The following is a 19,711-nucleotide window of genomic DNA, read 5'->3' as shown; positions in this document are numbered from 1 at the left end:
CCCGGCGTCACGCGGCGACGCCGTCGGCGCCGTGTCTCTGCGGAGACTGGTGCGTGTGGATCCACTCGGTCAGCAGCCGGTGGACACGGCCGAGTTCGACGGCGGCCTCGCCGTCCGTACGGTGGGCGTTGGCCGCAGCGGGCTCGCCCAGCAGGGCGAAGGTGTGGCGGATCCGTGAGGCGAAGTCGCAGATCGGCGCCGGGTAGTTGTGCCGTCGGGCCCAGCGGGCGGCCTGGTCGTAGACGTCGGCGAGGTCTTCTCCGCCCGGGGTGAGGCCGAGTCCGGCGCCCGCGCGATGCAGGAGTCCGAGGGCGTCTGCCTGCTCGATGGTCTGCCGAATCTGCTGTGGCGCGAGGTCGGGGAAGGTGTGGTCCAGCGCGCGGGGCGGGATGGCACCGTGGTCGTCGATCTCGCTGACCAGGCGAATCAGGCCGGCCGACGACAGCTGAGTGCATGCGAGCCTCAGCTGCTGAGGGGAGAGGGCGGGAATCATCGCTGGGCACCTCCCATCGCCAGGGCGGCCTTCGGGCCGACCGGGATGGCATGCGAGAACAGATCGCCGTGCTGCCAGGCGGGACGGCGGGCGGACTGGGTCTGCACGGCGGGTGCCGGTGGGGCGGTTGGGGCCGGAAGCCGGGAGGGGTGACTGACCCAGGTCCGAGGAGCGGTCATGGCGCTGGGATCCGGCCGGCCCCACAGCGGGTGTCTCGCCGCGTGGTCCACCGGTCGTCCGGCGGCCCACATGGACAGCGCGCCGAAGACGTGACCGAGTCCGTCACCGCCCGGCGAGAGGCGGTAGGGCTGTCCGGCGCCCGCGGTCACCACCAGCCCGTCGTCGATGAGCTGGCGCAGCGGCGGGTAGATGCTGGTCCAGTAACTGCCGGGCATCACGAAGCCGGCCAGCACCCGGGCGCTCGCCTCCTGCCGCGCCTTCAGCACCCACAGGATCGCTACGACTTGCCGACGGGTGAGAAGGGTGAGGGAGTCCTCGACCTGCTCGATCGCTGACAGCGGCTCCTCCGGCTTCTCCAGGTACTCCTCGGCCCAGGCAGCGATCACCGCAAGCACCGGCAGAAGCTGTCGGCCGCGCCGGGTGAGGCCATAGGTGACATGGCGCGCGGAGTGCTCGGTGCGCTCAACGAGGCCGACGTCGCACAGCGAGCGGATCTTGGGGTGCAGCTGGCCGCTGTGGAGATACGGCAGCTTGTCCGCGATCTGTGTGTAGCGCTGCGGTGGCTCGTTCAGGGCAAGCAGGATCCGCACGTTCCAGCGCGGGGTGATCATGTGGAGGGCTTCGGTGACCCGGGCGAGGTCGGCATCGGCGGCGGGTGGCAGACCGGTGGTGGACAAAGGGGGAACTCCTGGGTGGGAAGCGGGCCGGGTGCCGACCGGGTCAGCGGCTCGGGGCGGTGCTGGCGGTCGGTACGGGTGAAGCGGGAGGAGCAGCAGGTGCAGAGGCGGCAGGCGGTTCCGGCGCGGGAGCGTCAGTGCGGCAGAGGCTCTGCAAGACCGCCTGGGTAGTGGCGGCCTGGGTGTCGCGGACGGCGACGGCTTCGGCGAGGCGGCGCGCGCAGTCGAAGATGTGCGATACCTCGAAGGCGCTGATCTGCCGCTCGGAATGGACGAGCTGCTCAAGTCGCTCGCGATAAAAGGTGATGCTCTGCTCGGCGAAGGCGAGCCGGTCGTGGCTGCCAAGGAGCGCGGCGAGCATGCCGGGCGGCTGGCGCTGGGCGTGGGCTTCGAGGTCGGTCAGCGAAGCGCCGTACAACTCCTCGATCCGTGCGGCGACCTCAGCGGATGTGGGGTGGGGCAAGCGGCGGGGTCTTTCATGGTCGGCGGACCCTGGCCGCTGCCCCGGCACGCTGGGGTGCCGGGGCAGCGGTAGCTGAGGGCAAAGTGGTCGTGATCGTCTGCTGGGTCATGCGGACTGGCCGGGTGGGCTGTCCGGGCGGCGGCATGCTGCGCAGCAGGCCGTCGAGGGCGGCGCGGTAGCCGTCGCGGGCATCGAGCGCCGCCTTGAGCCACTGCGCGTCCATCCGCAGGTCGTCGGCGGACAGTTCGTCCATGTCACGCGCCGGCGCCATGGCCTCGTGGACGCGGTCACGGATGAGGGCGACCTGTTCCTCGGCCAGGGCCAAGAACGAGCGCAGTTCCAGCGCCCGGGTCAGCGCGGCGGTAGCGCTGGGGCTGGCGGCCGTCGCGTACAGCTCGGCGACCGGGGCGCCGAAGATCTCCCCGAGCCGGCCGTCCTGCGTGCAGGGCTTGTCGCTCACGCTCACCGCAGGACTCCTCGGCCTGGTGCGGACGCCGTCACGGGTTGGGCCGGCGCGCTGGTAGGCACGGCCGGGCCCCGGCGGGCCCCGCGGCTCAGGCGGGCCAGTCGCTCGGCGGCGAAGTCCTGCTTGCCTGGGGCGTGGGGGTCGAGGAGCCAACGCACGACCATGGCTCGTCCGTCGCGGGTGGCCACGGCCGCGTTGACGCGGTGGGCGAGGTCCATCGTCGGGTCGTCGACCTCGCTGGGCTGCGTTTCCAGCGCGGCGAGGAGGGCGTCCTCGGCGCGATCGAGCGCGGCCTGGGACTCGGTGAGGAGCCCGTGCCACTTCACGATCTCGGTGGCGTCAAGGTTCGCGTCCGGCGCCGCAGCGACCGCGGCGGTCAGGTCGTCCATGCTCATCTCGAAGCGGCGCTCGATCTGCTCGGTGAGCACACCCACGACATCCTCTATGCCGTCGGACACACAGAACTCCTCTCCAAAAGGCACGGGAATGCCGGTCTCCAGTGGAGAAAGGCAGCGAAAGAACGGGGAGAACCAACTCGGCTATAAACGCGCGCAGTTGAAAAGACTCTCAGTCGAGGCACATGCGGACGTCGCGGTAGACGTAGGTGCCGGACACCCAGCCCTTTACGCCGGTGGTCTTGTCAGTGATGGACACCCACTTGGCACCCTTGGTCGACTTGTGCACCGTGAAACGGTGCGACTTGTAGAGGATGCCGACGGCAGTGGACTTGACCGACGGCTTCGAGCGGATGGTCACGGCGTTCGTGCCGTGAACCGCCCACGGAAGGTACGGGTGGCTGGTGCAGGACGACGCGGGCACCGCCGTGGCGACGACCGCCGGGGCTGCGGTGGCCGCGGAAGCCGACGTGAGGGGCAAGGCGAGCGCGCCGAGCAGTGCCGCGGATATCGCTATTCGGGGTGAGTGCATGCGGAAGTAACCTCCGTACGGGGAAATGGGAATGCCGAGAGATGCGGACCGGGCTTTCGCCCCGCCGGCCGTATAAGAGTCCACGGATTCGCCGGTTTGGCTAACCGGCGATCGTCGGCTATGTTCCGGGCCGCTCAGCACATTCGAGGGTCAGCGGGTGCGGCCCGGTGGGCGCTGCGCAGGGGCGTCCGGCACCGCGCTGGAGGGTCTGTTGGAACGGGCCGTAAGCCGGATTGGCGGCAAGGGAGCGGCCTGCCCACCCAGGCGTTTGTCGCACCACTCGAGGGCCTCGGCGACGGTGGCGAAGCCGCCTTCACGCAGGTTGTGCGTCCACGCGTCGGTGTCCACTTCCTCGTGCAGCACACGGAACGGCGCGGGGCTGCGCTCGTCGAGGGCGCGCAGGACCACGAGGGTGGTCATGTCCTCAGGGTCGTCCCGGGTGTAGCTGTGCAGGAGGGCGAAGTGGTCCCCGTCGCCCGTGAGGCGCTGCTCCAGGGCGCGGGTCGTCTCGTCCGCGGGCGCGGTGGTCGTGTCCTGGTGGAGGGTGATGGCGTCGCGCGGGCAGCCGCGGTGGATGAGCCAGGACTGGGCCATCGCGGGCAGCGGCAGTTCGGCATGTTCAAAACGGAACGTCCGTCCCGCCACGTCGCGCTGCAGGTGCAAGGCGACGAGCTGCGGTTCGCCGGGGATCCCCCAGGTGACGGCACCGTTGTGCAGGACGTAGAAGCTGTGGGCCCCGTCGGGGGTGTGGTGCTCGGCGAGCACGGTGAGCATGTCCTGCTCGATTGTGATCGTGTGCCGGAACGTCTCCTCGGTCCGCTCGTCGGCGGCCTTGAAGTCGTCCAGCCGGAAGTCGAGTTCGGGCGGGGGCATTGGGCCTTTCGGTAGGTGGGCGGGGTCAGCGGCGGCGCCCGGCGGCACCTGGCCAGGCCCCGGGCCGGGCGCTAGCCGGGAGTGCGGTGGTGCTCGTGCGCCGGCGGCCGGCCAAGGCGGCGCGGCCCGCGTCGGTCAGGGCGACTGGCTGCCCGGCGTGGACGGGATGGCTGGCGTCCCGGGAGACCAGGCCGGCCGATTCGAGCCGCTGCAGGTGGGCGTACGGGACGCGGGTGCCGGAGGCGGTGGCCACGGACATCCGGCCCGTCAGGAGGTGTTCGTGGAGCTTGGCGCCGCCAGCGATGGCCAGCAGCGCCGCCTGGTCGGCTGCCGGCAGCGGTTCGCGGGTGTCACGTTGGGTGCTGCGTGCGGCGGTCTCGATCGGCTCCAGGGCGGCGATCACGCGGGCCGCAGCCGCGTCGCGTACGCCGACGGCCTCCTCCAGCTGGCCCGTGGTGCGGTCGATGCGCGCGAGCAGGGCGGAGTCGACGGGGAACTCGCCGCTGGTGAGCCGGTGCAGGAGGGTGCGGTGGAAGGTCACGCTGGTCTCGGCCTGGGCCAGGGCCCGGTGCAGGTCTACCAGGCGTGCGTGCGGCTCATCGAGGATGCCGCGGTCGCGGTAGTCCCAGAGGGTGTCCACATCGTGGCCGGTCGCGGCCTCGACGCGGTGGTCGAGTGGGGAGATGGCACACCGGGCTGTTCCCGCCGCGGTATCAGGGGGCATGAGCGAGTGCTCCGGGTGTCAGCGGGCGTGATGCTGCGCGGGGCTGTGGGCCGGGCGGGGCAGGCCGGGCATCGCGGAGGGCAGTGGTCCCGGCTTCGGCACTGGCCCGCGAGCCGCGAGCTGCGGGGAGCGGGAACGGGCGGCGTGGGTGCGGGCGCTCAGGGGCCGGCGGGTCATCCCCAGGCGCTGCCCCACGGTGTCGTAGACATCGTTACGGGCCCGCGGCCGTACGGCCACGACATGGATGTCGTTGCGGTGCGCGGACGCCGGCGGTGCGGGACGCACGCCGTAGACGACACGCCACTCCTTGCGGGAGTCCACGAACAGCTTGCGGTAGCCCTCCAGGTCGCCGGTCAGCTTGATCCCGAACCGCTCGGCGTTCACCACTTCCTGCAGGTACGCCAGCGTCAGGTCACGGATGTCGCTGGGTGCCTGGAGAAGATCGGTCAGGGCCCGGGGATCGAAGCTGAGGCCGAAGGCCGGCCGCCTCGCGCTCATGACGCCGGCTCGCCCGGCTCACCCAAGCCGGAGGTGTCGGTCGCGGCCGTGTTCGTCTTCTCCGTGCGGGCCGAGGGCGGCGGTCCGGGCAGGAGCCGGTGTGCGGGCCGGTCCGGGGAGGTCATGCACGCCGACAACGGCCCGCCAGGTGCCCGGATCGCCGCAAGGGCGTGGGTGAGGAAGTCCCGGTGCCACACGAACAGCCCGCTCAACCCCGCTTCGGGGTCCTTGTGTTGCTGGTAGGCGAGCCACAGCGCGTGGAGCCAGGCCACGACGTCGTCGTGCTCCTGCCACTGCAGGCACCAGGGCGCCGCCGTGGTGACCTCGGCGCCGTACACCGGCATCAGGAAGTCGTCGACCCAGTCGCTCAGGGCGTCGAGTTCGTCCTCGTACTCCTCGCCCTCCAGCTCCAGAATCGGGCGGGGCTCCGGCGGGGCAGCCGATGCCGGCCCGCCAAGCCCCGGCATACCGAAGGCAGCGAACGGTGACGGCGCGGGGCCCGAAGCGGGGATGGAGGCGAGGTGATCGAGCTGCTGCGCCTGCTGCGCGGACTGCTCCATCAGCTTCCGGACCCGGGCCTCGATCCCTTCGAGGTCGGGATCCGGCACCCGTATCGGCTCCAATTCCCCATCAGCATGGGGTTCTAGGGATTCAGGCATGGAAAAGGAGGGCCTCCTTGAAGCCATGGACAAAGAGGGGTGAGGCAGCCCCAGCGATGTGCAGACGGCCGCCTGGATCGTCCGCTGACATGCGCTGGGATGGGCCTCAAGCGCAAGTTCGGTAGAACTACGTTGAAAGCTCAGGCGGTCAGGACGACGTCGTCCTGGGTGAGGGTCTGGCGGACGGTTTCCGTGAGCCGGCCGGACGCGATGGAGGCGTAGTGCTTGGTCTTCTCCACGCCGATGAAGTCGCGGCCTTCCAGCAGTGCGGCCACGCCCGTGGAGCCGGAGCCGGCGCAGAAGTCGAGGACCGTGCCGTCTTCGGGGCAGATCTTGACCAGTTCGCGCATCACCTCGACGGGCTTTTGCGTGATGTGCTGGCGCTTGGCGCCCGAGGGCTGCGAAGCCGAATACAGGCCCGGCAGATAGACGGGGTTACGGGAGGCGTCGATCGGCCCGTTGGACGCCCAGACGATGAACTCACAGTTCTGCGTGAACCGGCCCTTCTGTGGCCTGGCCTGCGGCTTGTGCCAGGCCAGCACACCGCGCCACAGCCAGCCGGCCGCCTGGATCGCGTCCGTGGTGATGGGCAGCTGACGCCAGTCGGTGAACAGCAGCGCCGTCCCTCCGGCCTTCGTCAGCCGGTGCGCCTCGGTCATGATCTGCGTGAGCCAGAACCCGTAGGAGCGCTGATCCATGTTCTCGCCGGTGAAGTCGGCCAAGGCGTGTTTGGCGTCGGCGGAGGTGTACTTCTGCTTCGCGCTTCGGGACGTGCGCTCCTTCGCCGTCCGACCGCCGGAGTTGTACGGCGGGTCAGTGATGACCGAGTCGACGCTGTCGTCCGGCAAAGTGGCGAGGACGCTCAGCGCGTCGCCCTGGTGCAGGGAAAAAGGCAAAGAGGTACCCCGATTCGGGTGGGAGAGTACGGGAGAAACCCCATCGCACATGAGGAACCCCGCGGGCAGGAATCGGGCATGCAGAAGCCCAAGGCCACAGACCGGGGAAGGGCGAGGGGAGTCCTAAAACTGTAGGCCCATATCGCCGGTCGACCAAGAAGTGCCCTGACAAGGGGTCGGATTCCGACCCTTCACGCCAACTTTTTGGTCGACCGGCGATCCGGGCTTAATGTTTTGGAACCGCCCGGCGCACACCGCCGCTGGCCCATCCCCCACCACGCCTCGCGGAGGCTCCCCATGTCTGGGCACCCCTAACTCACGGCCAGGGCCCACGGAGCGAGCGGCAACTCGCCTCGTACGGACCCGCACACCTCGTCCACCACCGGCCGCCGCGCTCCCTTCCACCACGCCCCGCTGACGCGCGGCACGCCGGACACCGCACCCCGAAGGAACCCGCCTATGACGCCTCGTTACCCGCCCCTGCCCGAAAGCGCCGCCCTGCGAGCGGATCGCACCGGTTGAAGGCGCTCGCCACCGGCATCGGCGTCGTCTTCCTCTCCCCGTTTCTCCTCGGCGGCGCGGCCATGATGATGGCCTCCTCCAGTGAAGCCGCCCAGGCCAGCAGCAGCGCGTTCCAGTGCCTGTCCGGCATGGACACCGACGCCATCACCGAGCAGGTCACCAAGATCCTCGACGGCGCCTCCGGCAAAGATGTCCACATCGAGGGCCTGGACCTGCCCGAGGTCCAGATCCCCAACGCGGCGACCATCGTGGCCACCGGCATTAGCCTTGAGGTGCCCCAGAAGGGGCAGATCATCGCGCTCGCCACCGCGATGCAGGAGTCCCGGCTGCGCAACCTCGACGGCGGCGACCGCGACAGCCTCGGGCTGTTCCAGCAACGCCCCAGCCAGGGCTGGGGAACAGCCCAGGACATCCACGACCCGGTCTACGCCTCCGAGCAGTTCTACAAGGCACTGCTGAAGGTCGACGGCTGGCAGCAGATGACCGTCACGCAGGCCGCCCAGGCCGTGCAGAGATCCGGCTACCCGGACGCCTACGCCCAGTGGGAACCGCTCGCGACCACGCTGCAGAAGGCCATCGCCGCCACCTTCCCCGACGCCGACAAGAGTGATGCGGGCAAGGACACCGAGACCACGCCCTCCGTTTCCGGCTGTGGCACCACGAGCGACGGTTCGTCCTTCGGGCCGATCCCCGAGGGCGCCATTCCGAAGGGCTACAAGATCCCGAACGGCACCGACCCGCGGGCCCGGAAGGCGATCGTCTGGGCGATGCAGCAGCTCGGCACGATGTACCAGTGGGGCGGTTCCTGCACCAACCCCCGTGGTGAAGATCCCATGGGCCGCTGCGACTGCAGCTCGCTGATGCAGCAGGCGTACGCGCACGCGGGCATCACCCTCACCCGCACCACGTATACGCAGGTCAACGAGGGCAAGGCCGTCTCACCGAAGCACCTTCAGCCCGGCGACCTGATCTTCTCCCGCGGCACCGCCGCACGCCCCGAGCACGTCGGCATGTACCTCGGCTCGGGTCTTGCGATCGAGGCACCCAGAACCGGAAAGCCTGTTCGAATCACACCGCTCAAGGACTGGGCCATCCTCGCCGCCCGCCGCGTCATCTGACGCCGCACCTCGCGCCTCTCGCGCCCTTTCCCGCCCCTTCTTCCCGTCTGCCGGGCCCTTTGGCCTGCGCAACAAAGGAGCCCCCGCCATACCCATGACCCCACTCGCCGACCACTTCATCCAGCTCGCTTACGACCCGGGCATCTCCCCCAAGGGCGGCGGCCTGCCTGGTCTGGCCGTCCTGAAGAACGTCGTCAACTCGATCAACCTGTTCGGCATCGTGGCCGTCGTCGGCGCACTTGCCGTCTCCCTCGGCGTCTGGGCGTGGGGCCACCACACCGGTGGCCACCAGGCCGAGGCGAACGGGAAGAAGGGCGCGGTCGTCGCGGCCGGCGCCGCCCTCGGCCTCGGCGCCGCCAACGGAATCGTCGCGTTCTTCTCCGCCCTCGGCTCCCAGGTCCACTGATGCAAAAACGATTCCTCGCCCTGTCGGGCTACGGCATCGGCTGGTCCGCGAACCGCCGCATCGCCCTGATCGCGATCGGCCTGGCCTGCCTGCTCGCCCTCGCCGCAGCGACCGCATACGTCACCGGCCGCGGCGAACCGCACCGTTCCTCCTCCAGCGGCCCCACAACGCCCTCGTCGCCCAGCCCGGCGCCCACGCACGGCACACAGAAACCGGCGGCCGACTCAGGGACGGTACCCAAGCCCCCGCGGATCTCGGATCCAGTCCAGTTCGCCAAGGCCGCCGCCGAGATGCTGTGGTCCTACGACACCCGCGACACCAGCCACGCCCAGCAGCTGGCTGGCATGCAGGCGTGGATGACCAAGGAGAGCCAGTACCGCGACTGGGCCTCGATCTCCGCGCAGATGCCCAGCCCGGCGCTGTGGGCACAGATGGCCGACCAGCAGCAGCGCGCCACCGCCACCATCGCTGAGGGCCACTACCCGGCCGCCTTCAAGCAGGCCCTCGCCGATGATCCGGCAGCGATCACCGAGGCGTACATCTACGCCGTCACCGTCACCGGCAAGCAGCAGATCGCCTGGTCCGAGGGCGGCCAGGGGGCGGAGGACCGCTCCATCACCCTCGCCGTGCAGTGCCGGCCCTCGGCCGACTGCTCCCTCGTCGCCATCGCCCCGCGTGTCGCGCCCTGACCTAAGGAGTCCTCATGGGGTTTTGTGACCTCCCCCTCGCGGACAAGGTCTGCGCGGTCGGCGAAGCCGTGGATTTTGCCTCCGACCCCGGCAAGGCGATCGGCGACTGGATGGCCAAGAGCGCCGGCGAACTCGCCGCCGCCACCGCCGACCTCGCCGCCAAGGCGGTCGACTCCACCACCCGTGTCGACCTCAACGCCGCCTGGTTCCGCGACAACTACGAGACGATCCTCCCGATCGGCCTGGTCATCCTCGTGGCCACGTTCTGCGCCCAGCTCGTCCGCGCCGCGATCCGACGCGACGGGCAAGCCCTCACGCAGGCGTTCACCGGCACCGCGTCCGGCGTGATCTTCGCCTTCGCCGCCATCGCCCTGACCACCGTCGCGATCGAAGTGGTCGACGCCCTGTCCGCCGGCCTGTTCAAGGCAGCGAACATGGACATCGCCTCCGCGGTCCGACGCATCGTCAAGGTCAACCAGCTGCCCGGACTCGCCGGACTCGGCTGGCTCGTCGCCGTCTTCGCCGCCCTCGGATCCGCCATCGGAGCCGTCCTGTACTGGTGCGTGATGATGGTGCGCAAGGTCGGCATCCTCGTCATGGTGACCCTGGCGGTCTTCGCCGGGGCTGGCGGCGGCTGGGAGGTGGCGCGCCGCTGGCGCCGCGGCTGGGTCGAGGCCACCGCCACCCTCGTCGTCTCGAAGCTGTTGATGACGAGCATCTTCGTGCTCGGGATCGCCGCCATGGGCAAGACCGAGGCCAAGGACGGTCTGGCCGCGCTCGCTGACGTCCTCGCAGGCATCGTGATCATGATCCTGGTGCTGCTCTGCCCGTACGCGACCTTCAAGTTCGTCCACTGGGCGGCCGAAGGATCCGACGGAGAAACGCTGCACCGGGCCGGCGGCGCCGGTGCCCAGCTCGCCCGGCAGCATGCCGAGCGCGCCGGGAGGAAGGCAGCCGCGATGGCGGCCACCGCCTCAACCGGCGGCGCAGCAGCCGGAGCCGGCGTTGCCCCGCAGGGCCCGGACACGCTTCCGGGCAGCGGCTTCCCCGGCGACATCGCCTCCAGCCCGAGCGGTCAAGGCGAGGGTCAGGAGGGTTCCCAGAGTGGCGGGAGCGGTGTCTCGTCCGGAGGCGACGGCGTCAAGTCCGGCCTGGAGAAGGCCGTGCAGCCGGCGCCGACCAGTGTCTCCGACGACACCAGCGGCCTGGTGGGCGGCAGCCATCAAGCGGGCGGCTCCGGAGCGGGTGCCGCAGCCGGACAGGCTGGCGGATGGCAGTCCGCCCCTCCGACCACGACCCCGCCGCCGCAGGGCGCCCCGCCGACCTCCGGCTCACACACTGCAGGGACCAGCGGCACAGCATCCCCGCCGCCACCGACCGGCCTCTGACCATCCGCCCGATCCCCGGTGGCGGGAGGTGCCTCCCACTTCCCGCCACCGGGCTCCGCCCGCGCCTTTCAGGACCATCCCCCTTGTCTGATCTCTCCGTCACCCCGGTCACGGTGAAATTCCCGCACCGGTCCCGCCGCGGCATCCTCCTCGGCCTCTCCCTCCCGCAACTCGTCCTCGTCTCCTGCACGTTGGCGCTGCTGCTGGTGACGGTCGTCTCCACCGGTCTGCTCGGCGCCATCGCCTTGACCCCGCTGTGGGCGGCGGCCGGCGCGCTGGTCGCGATTCGTCGGCACGGCCGCTCCCTGATCGACTGGGCGCCCATCGTCGCCCGCTACGCACTCCGCCGCCGCACCGGGCAGACCCTGTGGCTGGCCCGGCCGGTCACCCGGCCCCGGCAGGACGGCATGCTCCACCTGCCCGGCACCGCCGCCTCCCTCAAAGTCGTCACCCCCGGCGACTCCGCCAACGGCGCCGCCGCCGTCCACGACCCGCACCAGCAGACCCTCACCGCCGTCGCCCGAGTCACCAGCCGCGCCTTCGCTCTGCTCGACCCCGCCACCCAGAACCACAACGTCAACGGCTGGGGACGGGCACTGGCAGGCATCGCCCGCACCGGACACGTCGCCACCGTGCAGGTCCTGGAACGCACCGTCCCCGACTCCGGCGACACCCTCACTCGCCACTGGTCCCAGCACGGTCAGCCCCAGACCCCGGTCGCCGGGCAGATCTACTCCGAACTCGTCGCCTCCGCCGGCCCAGCTGCCGCCCCGCACGAGACCTACCTCGCCATCTCCCTCGACCTCAAGGCCGCCCGGCGCCTCATCAGCCAGGCCGGCGGCGGCCTCCCGGGCGCGTTCACCGTCATGGAGCAGACCACCTCGGCCATCGCCCAGGCCGCCCGCAACGCCGGACTGATGGTCACCGGATGGCTGACCGCCCGGGAGATCGCCGCAGTCATCCGCACCGCCTACGACCCGAAGGCTCTATCCGCACTCCAGCAGTGGTCCGCAACCGGCCGCGCAGAAGCCGACCCCCAAGCTGCCGGGCCCGTCGTCCAGGTCGAGGAGTACGACCGCATCTGCACCGACACCGCCCGCCATGCCACGTACTGGGTCGAGAACTGGCCACGGACTGAGATGGGGGCCGGATTCCTTCACGGGATCATGTTCACCGCCGGGGTCCGCCGCAGCCTCTCCCTTATCTACGTGCCGAAGGGGCTCGAGTCTGCGCTCCGGGATGTCCAGCGCAAGAAGGCGGCGATCATCGCCGATGCCAACGAACGCGCCCGCCGCGGCCAGGTCGACAGCGAAGAAGACTCCGTCGAGTACGCCGACGTCAAGCAGCGCGAGCGCCAGCTTATCGCCGGGCACGCCGACGTCGCCCTGACCGGCCTGGTCACCGTCACAGCTGAGACCGACGCCCTCCTGGATGCGGCCTGCGCGCAGATCGAGACCGCCGCCGTCACCGCCGGCGTCGACCTGCGCCGCCTCAACTACCAGCAGCCGACGGCCTTCACCCTCGCCGCGCTGCCCCTCGCCCGCACCGCTCTGTAACCCCCTTCCTGTCTCCGGGACCTGCGCTGACATCCATCAACGAGAACGACGAGCTGAGACGCGAACTGCGCGCCCTGCTCACCTCCTGCCAGGAACTGGCCGCCCGCCACCGCGCCACACTCGATCAGTACCGCGACAGCGACGGCACCGTCATCGAGGAGAAGTACGCCGACTACGACGAGGCCAGGATCAGCACCGCCATCGAGGCCGGCGACCACCTCGACACCGTCGTGCAGCGCCTCGCCGACCTCGTAGGCCCGTCTGCTCCCCGTGCGTTCACGCTCACCTTCGCCGGACGCGAGCGGCACGACGGCCAGGCCCCGACGAGCTTCGTCGTCAACGCCACCAACCTCGACGATGCCGCACGCGTGCTGGCCGGCCTCCCGAGCTGGCACGAGTGGTATCAAGCCGCCGCCTGCGCCGAGGAAGGCGCGGACGTCGTCCACGTGCCGGAGCAGAGCCATGCCGGCCTGCCGTCCTCGGGCCACTTCGTCGACCTTCGCGGCGAACAGCCGCGCCCGTCCCCGGCCAACGTCACCGGGCCCTCCGGCGCCCGCCCCGCCGTCCCCCTCACCGGTCCACGACCGGCCGCTGCCCCCGCCTCCCCGGCGGCAAGGACCCCTCTTTGACCCAACCCCGCACCACCGAACTCGACGCGCACCCCTACCTGCGTGCCTCCACCGCCGGAGTCCGCCACCACACCCGAGCCCTAACCCGGTCAGCGCCTGCGGCGCTGGTGGACCGGACGCACCTGGACGTGTTCCACGCCCACCTCACCGCCCTGCACCAACTCCTCAACCAGCTCTCCGAATCCGCACGTCCGCCGCACCCGGCCGCAGGCCGGCACCTCGCCACCGCGCACACCCGGCTGTGGCAGGCGACCGCCGCCGTGCACGACGCCTTCCACCTCCTGCCCATCGCGGACGAGACCTCGCCGGACACGGAATGCCACCCCGAGCGGCTGCCTGAAGGACCGCCCGTCCTGACCATCTGCCAACGCCACCTCGCCGCGGGTCACGTCGTACGCCGCAAGACCACCCCGAGCGACCTCAAAGCCCCCCTGCACGGCCACACCACCACCTGCAGCCAGTAACCCCCACCATCGAAAGGCACTGCATGCGCAAGCTGAAGCGCTCCGCCTCCGCCGCCGTCGTCTTCGCCGCACTCGCCGGCACCGCCGCCCTGTCCACCGCCACCCCGGCCTCCGCCGCCAGCTACCACTGCACGACCAGCAGCCACTCCGTCGACGACCCGTCGTACAACGGCCCCGACTCCGACAACTGGGACTTCGACGTGACGCTCTGCGCCATGCGGTCCGGCGGCTACATCTACACCACCGCCACCGTGTACTGGGACGGCCCGTACACAGCCAAGAACCGCAACACCTACACCTTCAACAAGGCCAAGCTCCAGCTCCAGACCAAGCGCAGCGTCAGCGGCACGGACCCGGTCGTGAAGTCCGCCGCCTACACCGGCCTTGAGTACGCGCTCGAACACAGCAGCAGCCACGGCAACGGCTCCTACTCGACCGGAACCCTCAAGTACCCGGCGGGCACCGGCCGTTACCTCGCCGACGGCTACATCCAGCTGGACTGGTCTGGCGACGGCAAGAGCTACCGGAGCCCGATTCTGTTCACCGCCTCACCGGTCGTCTGACCCCCGCACCGCGTCCAGACCGCCGTCACGTGAAGGCCGTCCTGTCATGAGCCACCGGCCCGCGCGCCGCGCCCGCCGCGCCAGCGCCAGTCCTCTGTTCACCCCGCATGGCACCGACCGCGCCGCCCGCAAGGCCGCCCGCCGACAGCTCGCTGAGGCAGCCGCGAAGGCCCGCGTCGAAGCAGCCGCCCACACCAGCGGCGGCGCCGCGGAAGAGCAGGAGATGCCGCCGCCCCTGTTCCCGTCCTCGGGCCGCCTAGGCCCCGCCTCGGCCCGCGGCAGCACGCTCAAACTGCCCGCCCACCGCATGACCACGGCCATCGCCGCCGGGGCGTACCCGTTCCTCGCCGAGGGCGGGCTCGGCGCCGAGGGCATCTACATCGGCCGCGACGTCCACGCCGAAGCGTCCTTCGTCTTCGATCCGTTCGCCTTGTATGGCAAGGTCGAGGGCTTCACCAACCCCAACATCCTGCTCGCCGGCGTCATCGGGCAGGGCAAGTCCGCGCTGGCCAAGAGCTTCGCCCTCCGCTCGGTCGCCTTCGGCTACCGCATCTACGTCCCATGCGACCCCAAGGGCGAATGGACGCCCGTCGCCGGCGCCCTGGGCGGCACAACCGTCGCCCTCGGCCCCGGACTGCCCGGGCGCCTGAACCCGTTGGACGCAGCACCCTGGCCGGAGAGCATCACCGAAGCGGACTGGGTCGGCGAGGTACGCAAGCGGCGCCTGCTCCTGCTCGGCTCACTTGCCCGGACCGTCCTGGGCCGTGACCTGCAGCCGATGGAGCACACCGCCCTCGACGTCGCCCTCGACCACGTCGTCACCAGGGCCGCCGCCACCGGCCGCACCCCGCTCCTCGGCGACATCGCCGCCGCCCTCAACAACCCCACGGCGCTCGACGAAGCCGCCGGAACGATGTCCGGACGGCTCGGCGACGCGGCCCGCGACCTCGCCCATGCCATGCGCCGCCTGGTCCACGGCGACCTCGCCGGGATGTTCGACGCGCCCTCCACGGTCACCTTCGACCCCAGCGCGCCCATGCTCACCATCGACCTGTCCCGACTCGGCGGCTCCGGCGACGACACCGCCCTCGTCCTCGCCATGACCTGCGCCTCCGCCTGGATGGAGTCCGCGCTCACCGACCCCCACGGCGGCCGACGGTGGATCGTCTACGACGAGGCATGGCGCCTAATGCGTCACGTCGGCCTGCTGCAGCGCATGCAGGCCCAGTGGAAGCTCTCCCGCGGTCTCGGCATCGCCAACTTGATGGTGATCCACCGGCTGTCCGACCTGCTGACCGCCGGCGACGCCGGCTCCCAGGGCCGCGCTCTCGCCGAGGGCCTCCTCGCGGACTGCTCCACCCGCATCATCTACCGGCAGGAAACCGACCAGCTCCACGCCGCAGCCTCCCTGCTCGGCCTGACCTCCGTCGAAACCGAGGCCATCGCCCACCTCAACCGCGGACGCGGACTGTGGAAGGTCGCTGGACGATCCTTCATCGTCCAACACCTCCTCCATCCACACGAATTGTCACTCTTCGACACAGACGGCCGCATGCATTGAAAGCACACGCTTCCAGCGGCCGACCCACCAACCACGATCAATCAACCACGACCCCCACCCATCCGACGGCCTCACGAGGGTTGGCCCGATGACGGCCCGCCTCGCCGTTCGGGAGGTGCCCTGTGCTGTACCTCGGCACTCCCTCAGGGCCTGAGGTGCGGGCAGCGATGAGCGCCGGGCTGATGGGCTGCATGACGACTCCGGCACAAGGCAGCCGCATCCCGGACGGCGCCCTGTACGCCTGCGATAACTCGAAGTTCGGCAGCGACGGCAAGGGCCGCTACTGGCCAGGCGCAGATGCCTGGTTCGCCTGGCTGCGTCGAACCGTGGAGCGCTACGGGCAGGACCGCTGCCTGTGGGCGCTCGCCCCAGACCAGCCGTTCGACGCTGCCGGAACCCTCGTCGAGTCCCTGCCGTGGCTGGCCCGTATCCGCGAGCTGGGCGTCCCGGCCGCCTACGCGGCCCAAGACGGCTGCGATGCATCCGGGTTGCTGCCGTGGGACGCGTTCGACGTCCTGTTCCTGGCCGGATCAACCGAGTGGAAGCTCGGCCCCGTCGCCGAGCGGCTGGCTCGCGAGGCAAAGGCCCGCGGCAAGAACGTGCACATGGGCCGCGTCAACTCCCGGACCCGCCTCAACATCGCCGAATGGTTCGGCTGCCACACCGCCGACGGAACCTACCTGGCGTACGGGCCCGACAAAAACCTGCCCCGGCTCCTGAGGTGGCTCGACGAACTCGACGGCCGTCCCTCCCTGGTCGGTGGCAACACGGAGCCTTTCGGAACGCCCGGTTCAGTGCCGACAACTCCATCCCCGCCCACGGCGGCAAGCAACGCTGCCCCCGCCATGCCGATATCACGAGGTCCGCGTGCCCGAACCCGCTGAACAGTCCATGCCGCACCGGTTGCAGCAGTTGTCCCTCGAACTGCGCAGCGCCTGCGAGCATCTCCGACTGCTCGACAGCACCGGCCACGTCCCCGACCCGCTGCCCGTGCACACACTGCTCCAGCACACGGTCACCGCGCAGCACCTCGCCGCCCGCACGACACTGCTGGCCGACGAGTTCGCCACCCACATCGGCACCAGGCCCTCTGAGTACCTGTCCAAGGCCCTGATTGAGCTGGTCAACGCCGTCACCTACACCTGTACGGCCGCGAGTCTGTTCGCCCAGACCGCGCACACCGCGACAACTCCTCGGCCCACCCCCGGGACGCCAGACGCAGAGAGCCGGAACTGGCGGACGGTCCTGGACCATGCCACGGGCCGACGCGAACTGCGCCGCCTCCGAAGCTGTCAAGGCCGCCGGAAGCCACCTCAAGACACACCGCGGCGTGCAACGCTTCCTCGCCGGCCTGCGCGCCCCGGCCCCTTGCTCACCTCAGAACTCCGCGTCCCGCACGACACCACGTCCCTGACAACTCCGGACGGCCGCTGTACCCACTGCCAGACAGGAGGCCACACTGCAGCACCCCGACTTCGAGCTGTACGACAACGTCGGTCGGACCGCCGAACAGATCCACGCCTACCACACACGATCCGCCACCACGGACGACCTGTACCGCTGGGCGAAGCGAGACGCCGAAGGCTTCCGCGCCCGACACCCCTTGCCCGACGAGCCGTTGCCCGTGCCGGAACTGGACCCGTACCTGGCGGCACTGGCCGCAGCCAAGACGCCCGCCGAGTTCAGCACGGTCACCAACGCCCTGCTGGATGCTGCCGAACCCCTCCTCAACACGGTCGTCGACTATCTGGCAGCAGCCGCGCAATGGCGCCGGCAGAACCGTGGCGCCGCCCCCGGCTCCCCGCCCAAGCTGCTGAGGGATGCCGCCAGCCGGATCAAGACCGCCCTGGCCATGGCCGCCGACGCCGACCTGCAGATCCTGCGCGCCCTCTACGACCCGCCCCCGGACCTCGACGCGCTCACCAAGCAGGCCCGCGCAGCCCACGACACGCCGCCGACTCCACCACCGCCCGGGCGGCAATCAGGTCTGGGACGGGCACAGCATTGACCGAAGCATCATCACCGACCGCCGCTGAAACCGGAGAAACCCACCTGCCATCACAGCCCGACTCCGCTGCCGCCAAGGACTGGGCGGCCGTTGCCGTACGTGATCTCACCGACCAGCTGAATGCCGCCCGCTCGTACGACGAAGCCGCCGGCCTCCTCGATGAGGTCCTGGAGCCGACCGAGGGACTCCTCGCCAGCCTCGAAGACTTCTTCGAAGCGGCAGCCAAGACGGCCAAGGCAGCCGAACGCCAGGACGGCTTCGACCTCTACCACGACCTCCAGACGGCCGCGCTCACGCTGCGTCGGCTCGGGGAAGACCTGCACGTCGCCGTCGACCGCATGCATGCCCTCGCCGTTCCCCGGCGCCGGAGCTGGCAGGAAGCCGTGGCCGACTACTACGCCACCGCCCCCAGCACTCCCAGCCATTCGGCACCGGCGCCCCCGCCCGCCGGACCGTCCTCCGGCCGCACACGCTGACAGCGCCTCAGGAACCATGCCCGCGTCCCGTACCGACCCGTCCGCCTTCGCCACCGCCCTCGCGCAGCACCTGCCTGGACAGTGGTACCGCAAGTACGAAGGCTTCCCTCCTCCCAAGAACCACCGGTTGATCGCCGACCGCGTGTGGGACTGCGGTCCCGCCCATTCGGCCGTCCAGGACTTCCCCGACGCCCCCATCCCGCTCCTCGAAGGGCCCGACGGCGCACAGCTCTGTGTCATCGAACGACCCCGCTACCCCCGCCAGTACCTGGTCGCCCCGCTGGAGCCCGAGGGCTTCAAGCCGCACCACTTCCGCATGGTGGACGAGCCGAACGGCATCGCCGTCCCCGACGATCCGGTCCGAGCCGCCGCCGCGGTCACGCGCCGCGTGCTGCCCCGCTATCGGCAGGCCATGGACGCGGTCCGTCACAACGCCCGCACCCAGCCCGAGCCCCCGCACCGGCTGCCCGCACCGGAGGTCGCCCAGACCCTCACGCTGATCTGGTACCCCGACGGGGTCGTGGGCGCGCCGTATAAGTCGGTCCCCGAAGACGCCCGCACGGTGCTGTACGGCTGCCGTTTCCAGTACAGCCCGCACGAGTCGGCGTTCGTCCTGCCCGCCTCCTACAGCACCAGCGACCGCGCCCTGCTCATCCAGAGCGCCGTCCGGCTGCTCACCGCCCAAGGCATCGGCGTCAACTTCCGCCACGCAACCCCTGCCTCCGCGGGCCCACCGACCCGCCCGCCCACAGCAGCGCCTGCCACGCAGCCGACAGCGGGCACGCCGTCCTCAGTACGGCGGTAGGCGCCCCCGCACATCCTGGAGTTGCCGCTGTCCGATCTTGACCAGCGGATGCTGCTGCACGACATGGCCGACCGGCTCAACAGCGTCGCCGACCAGCTCCCGCTCACCGACCAGGTCCAACCTGATCCAGGGCTGAGCGAGATCCTGGACGACGAAGTCCGCCATCTGGCCCGTCTGCTGGGCTACCTGGCTGGGGAGAGCGCCTTCCGCCACCGGGCCGCAACCCGCTACCCCCACCAGCCCACAGCCACCGACCGCCGCACCACCCTTGCGCTGGCGAGCGCCGCCCAGCCCACCGGTGCTGCGCTCGCCGCCCTCGGCGCGGCCGTCCACCAGCTCGCCCTCCACGCCCACTTCACCGACGAGCCACCCAGCCCCGCCCGCGACCGGTCGATCGCAGCCGCACACCAGCACCTCGTGGACCGCCTCGGCGACGCCCGCATGCACCTCGCCCACGCCGCGAAGCAGCTGCGCGCTTTCGCAGACACCCAGGTGACCCCCACCGTGACCCTGCCGCGACCGCCCACAGCTTCCGCTGCCGCATCCCGCAACCGCTGACCCACCCGCATTCCCGGAGCACCGTCATTCCCCTGCACACCTCAGCCCGCCGTACCGCCCTCCTGATCGCCGCCGCGTCCGTCACGCTGACCGCCACCGCCTGCATCTCTTC

Annotated in this window: 25 protein-coding genes; 14 read left to right on the top strand and 11 right to left on the bottom strand. The window is 70.6% G+C overall.

Annotation, left to right across the window (positions count from 1 at the left end; translation table 11 throughout):
• Positions 1-7: 7 nt before the first annotated feature.
• The 11 genes from ACIQU3_RS19210 to ACIQU3_RS19160 form a co-directional block, all read right to left on the bottom strand.
• Complete coding sequence (locus ACIQU3_RS19210) at positions 8-493, bottom strand: regulator (protein WP_403926546.1); 486 nt, start codon at positions 491-493, stop codon at positions 8-10.
• Positions 490-1,350, bottom strand: a complete 861-nt coding sequence (locus ACIQU3_RS19205; protein WP_403926543.1) for a winged helix-turn-helix transcriptional regulator — start codon at positions 1,348-1,350, stop codon at positions 490-492. The genes ACIQU3_RS19210 and ACIQU3_RS19205 overlap by 4 nt, the downstream gene beginning before the upstream one ends.
• Before the next feature lie 43 nt (positions 1,351-1,393).
• Positions 1,394-1,813, bottom strand: a complete 420-nt coding sequence (locus ACIQU3_RS19200) for a hypothetical protein (protein ID WP_403926540.1) — start codon at positions 1,811-1,813, stop codon at positions 1,394-1,396.
• Between the two features lie 13 nt (positions 1,814-1,826).
• Positions 1,827-2,279 carry a hypothetical protein gene (locus ACIQU3_RS19195; protein WP_403926538.1) on the bottom strand — a complete coding sequence of 151 codons (453 nt, stop codon included), beginning with the start codon at positions 2,277-2,279 and terminating at the stop codon, positions 1,827-1,829.
• Positions 2,276-2,737: a hypothetical protein gene (locus tag ACIQU3_RS19190; protein ID WP_403926535.1), complete on the bottom strand. Its 462-nt coding sequence runs from the start codon at positions 2,735-2,737 to the stop codon at positions 2,276-2,278. The genes ACIQU3_RS19195 and ACIQU3_RS19190 overlap by 4 nt, the downstream gene beginning before the upstream one ends.
• 109 nt (positions 2,738-2,846) lie before the next feature.
• Complete coding sequence (locus ACIQU3_RS19185; protein ID WP_403926532.1) at positions 2,847-3,206, bottom strand: SH3 domain-containing protein; 360 nt, start codon at positions 3,204-3,206, stop codon at positions 2,847-2,849.
• A 150-nt stretch (positions 3,207-3,356) separates the two neighbouring features.
• Entirely contained in the window at positions 3,357-4,079 is a 723-nt protein-coding gene (locus ACIQU3_RS19180; RefSeq protein ID WP_403926529.1) for a hypothetical protein, read from the bottom strand.
• 25 nt (positions 4,080-4,104) lie between these two features.
• A complete protein-coding gene (locus tag ACIQU3_RS19175; RefSeq protein WP_403926526.1) occupies positions 4,105-4,803 on the bottom strand; it encodes a hypothetical protein in 699 nt (232 codons plus the stop codon).
• 18 nt (positions 4,804-4,821) lie between these two features.
• Positions 4,822-5,301 carry a hypothetical protein gene (locus ACIQU3_RS19170; RefSeq protein WP_403926523.1) on the bottom strand — a complete coding sequence of 160 codons (480 nt, stop codon included), beginning with the start codon at positions 5,299-5,301 and terminating at the stop codon, positions 4,822-4,824.
• Positions 5,298-5,861: a DUF4913 domain-containing protein gene (locus tag ACIQU3_RS19165; RefSeq protein ID WP_403926759.1), complete on the bottom strand. Its 564-nt coding sequence runs from the start codon at positions 5,859-5,861 to the stop codon at positions 5,298-5,300. The genes ACIQU3_RS19170 and ACIQU3_RS19165 overlap by 4 nt, the downstream gene beginning before the upstream one ends.
• A gap of 239 nt (positions 5,862-6,100) precedes the next feature.
• Positions 6,101-6,856: a DNA-methyltransferase gene (locus ACIQU3_RS19160; protein WP_403926520.1), complete on the bottom strand. Its 756-nt coding sequence runs from the start codon at positions 6,854-6,856 to the stop codon at positions 6,101-6,103.
• Between the two features lie 518 nt (positions 6,857-7,374).
• On the opposite strand from ACIQU3_RS19160, the gene ACIQU3_RS19155 reads away from it, so the two are divergent.
• The 14 genes from ACIQU3_RS19155 to ACIQU3_RS19090 all read left to right on the top strand — a co-directional run bounded on the left by ACIQU3_RS19155 (position 7,375) and on the right by ACIQU3_RS19090 (position 19,599).
• Positions 7,375-8,496, top strand: a complete 1,122-nt coding sequence (locus tag ACIQU3_RS19155) for a C40 family peptidase (protein WP_403926518.1) — start codon at positions 7,375-7,377, stop codon at positions 8,494-8,496.
• Between the two features lie 94 nt (positions 8,497-8,590).
• Positions 8,591-8,902, top strand: coding sequence for a DUF6112 family protein (locus tag ACIQU3_RS19150; RefSeq protein ID WP_403926516.1), 312 nt, complete (start codon positions 8,591-8,593; stop codon positions 8,900-8,902).
• Positions 8,902-9,591, top strand: coding sequence for a hypothetical protein (locus ACIQU3_RS19145; RefSeq protein WP_403926513.1), 690 nt, complete (start codon positions 8,902-8,904; stop codon positions 9,589-9,591). Before ACIQU3_RS19150 ends, ACIQU3_RS19145 begins: the two co-directional genes overlap by 1 nt.
• 14 nt (positions 9,592-9,605) lie before the next feature.
• Positions 9,606-10,979, top strand: a complete 1,374-nt coding sequence (locus ACIQU3_RS19140) for an ATP-binding protein (RefSeq protein ID WP_403926510.1) — start codon at positions 9,606-9,608, stop codon at positions 10,977-10,979.
• A gap of 83 nt (positions 10,980-11,062) precedes the next feature.
• Positions 11,063-12,535, top strand: a complete 1,473-nt coding sequence (locus ACIQU3_RS19135; RefSeq protein WP_403926507.1) for an SCO6880 family protein — start codon at positions 11,063-11,065, stop codon at positions 12,533-12,535.
• A 230-nt stretch (positions 12,536-12,765) separates the two neighbouring features.
• Positions 12,766-13,164, top strand: coding sequence for a hypothetical protein (locus ACIQU3_RS19130; RefSeq protein ID WP_403926504.1), 399 nt, complete (start codon positions 12,766-12,768; stop codon positions 13,162-13,164).
• Positions 13,161-13,628: a DUF6238 family protein gene (locus tag ACIQU3_RS19125; protein ID WP_403926502.1), complete on the top strand. Its 468-nt coding sequence runs from the start codon at positions 13,161-13,163 to the stop codon at positions 13,626-13,628. The genes ACIQU3_RS19130 and ACIQU3_RS19125 overlap by 4 nt, the downstream gene beginning before the upstream one ends.
• Before the next feature lie 23 nt (positions 13,629-13,651).
• Positions 13,652-14,191 (top strand): hypothetical protein, encoded by a 540-nt coding sequence (locus ACIQU3_RS19120; protein WP_403926499.1) that lies wholly within the window; start codon positions 13,652-13,654, stop codon positions 14,189-14,191.
• Positions 14,192-14,237: 46 nt separating this feature from the next.
• Positions 14,238-15,752 (top strand): VirB4 family type IV secretion system protein, encoded by a 1,515-nt coding sequence (locus ACIQU3_RS19115; RefSeq protein ID WP_403926496.1) that lies wholly within the window; start codon positions 14,238-14,240, stop codon positions 15,750-15,752.
• Between the two features lie 167 nt (positions 15,753-15,919).
• Positions 15,920-16,636, top strand: coding sequence for a hypothetical protein (locus tag ACIQU3_RS19110; RefSeq protein ID WP_403926493.1), 717 nt, complete (start codon positions 15,920-15,922; stop codon positions 16,634-16,636).
• A gap of 740 nt (positions 16,637-17,376) precedes the next feature.
• A complete protein-coding gene (locus ACIQU3_RS19105) occupies positions 17,377-17,760 on the top strand; it encodes a hypothetical protein (RefSeq protein ID WP_403926490.1) in 384 nt (127 codons plus the stop codon).
• Complete coding sequence (locus ACIQU3_RS19100; protein ID WP_403926487.1) at positions 17,757-18,236, top strand: hypothetical protein; 480 nt, start codon at positions 17,757-17,759, stop codon at positions 18,234-18,236. The genes ACIQU3_RS19105 and ACIQU3_RS19100 overlap by 4 nt, the downstream gene beginning before the upstream one ends.
• Before the next feature lie 16 nt (positions 18,237-18,252).
• Positions 18,253-19,041, top strand: a complete 789-nt coding sequence (locus ACIQU3_RS19095; RefSeq protein WP_403926484.1) for a hypothetical protein — start codon at positions 18,253-18,255, stop codon at positions 19,039-19,041.
• Between the two features lie 21 nt (positions 19,042-19,062).
• Complete coding sequence (locus ACIQU3_RS19090) at positions 19,063-19,599, top strand: hypothetical protein (RefSeq protein WP_403926481.1); 537 nt, start codon at positions 19,063-19,065, stop codon at positions 19,597-19,599.
• The last annotated feature ends 112 nt before the right edge of the window (positions 19,600-19,711 follow it).

Source organism: Streptomyces sp. NPDC101110 (assembly GCF_044759525.1).
In the GTDB taxonomy this organism is placed as follows: Bacteria; Actinomycetota; Actinomycetes; order Streptomycetales; family Streptomycetaceae; genus Streptomyces.
This window is presented reverse-complemented; position numbering and strand designations above follow the sequence as displayed.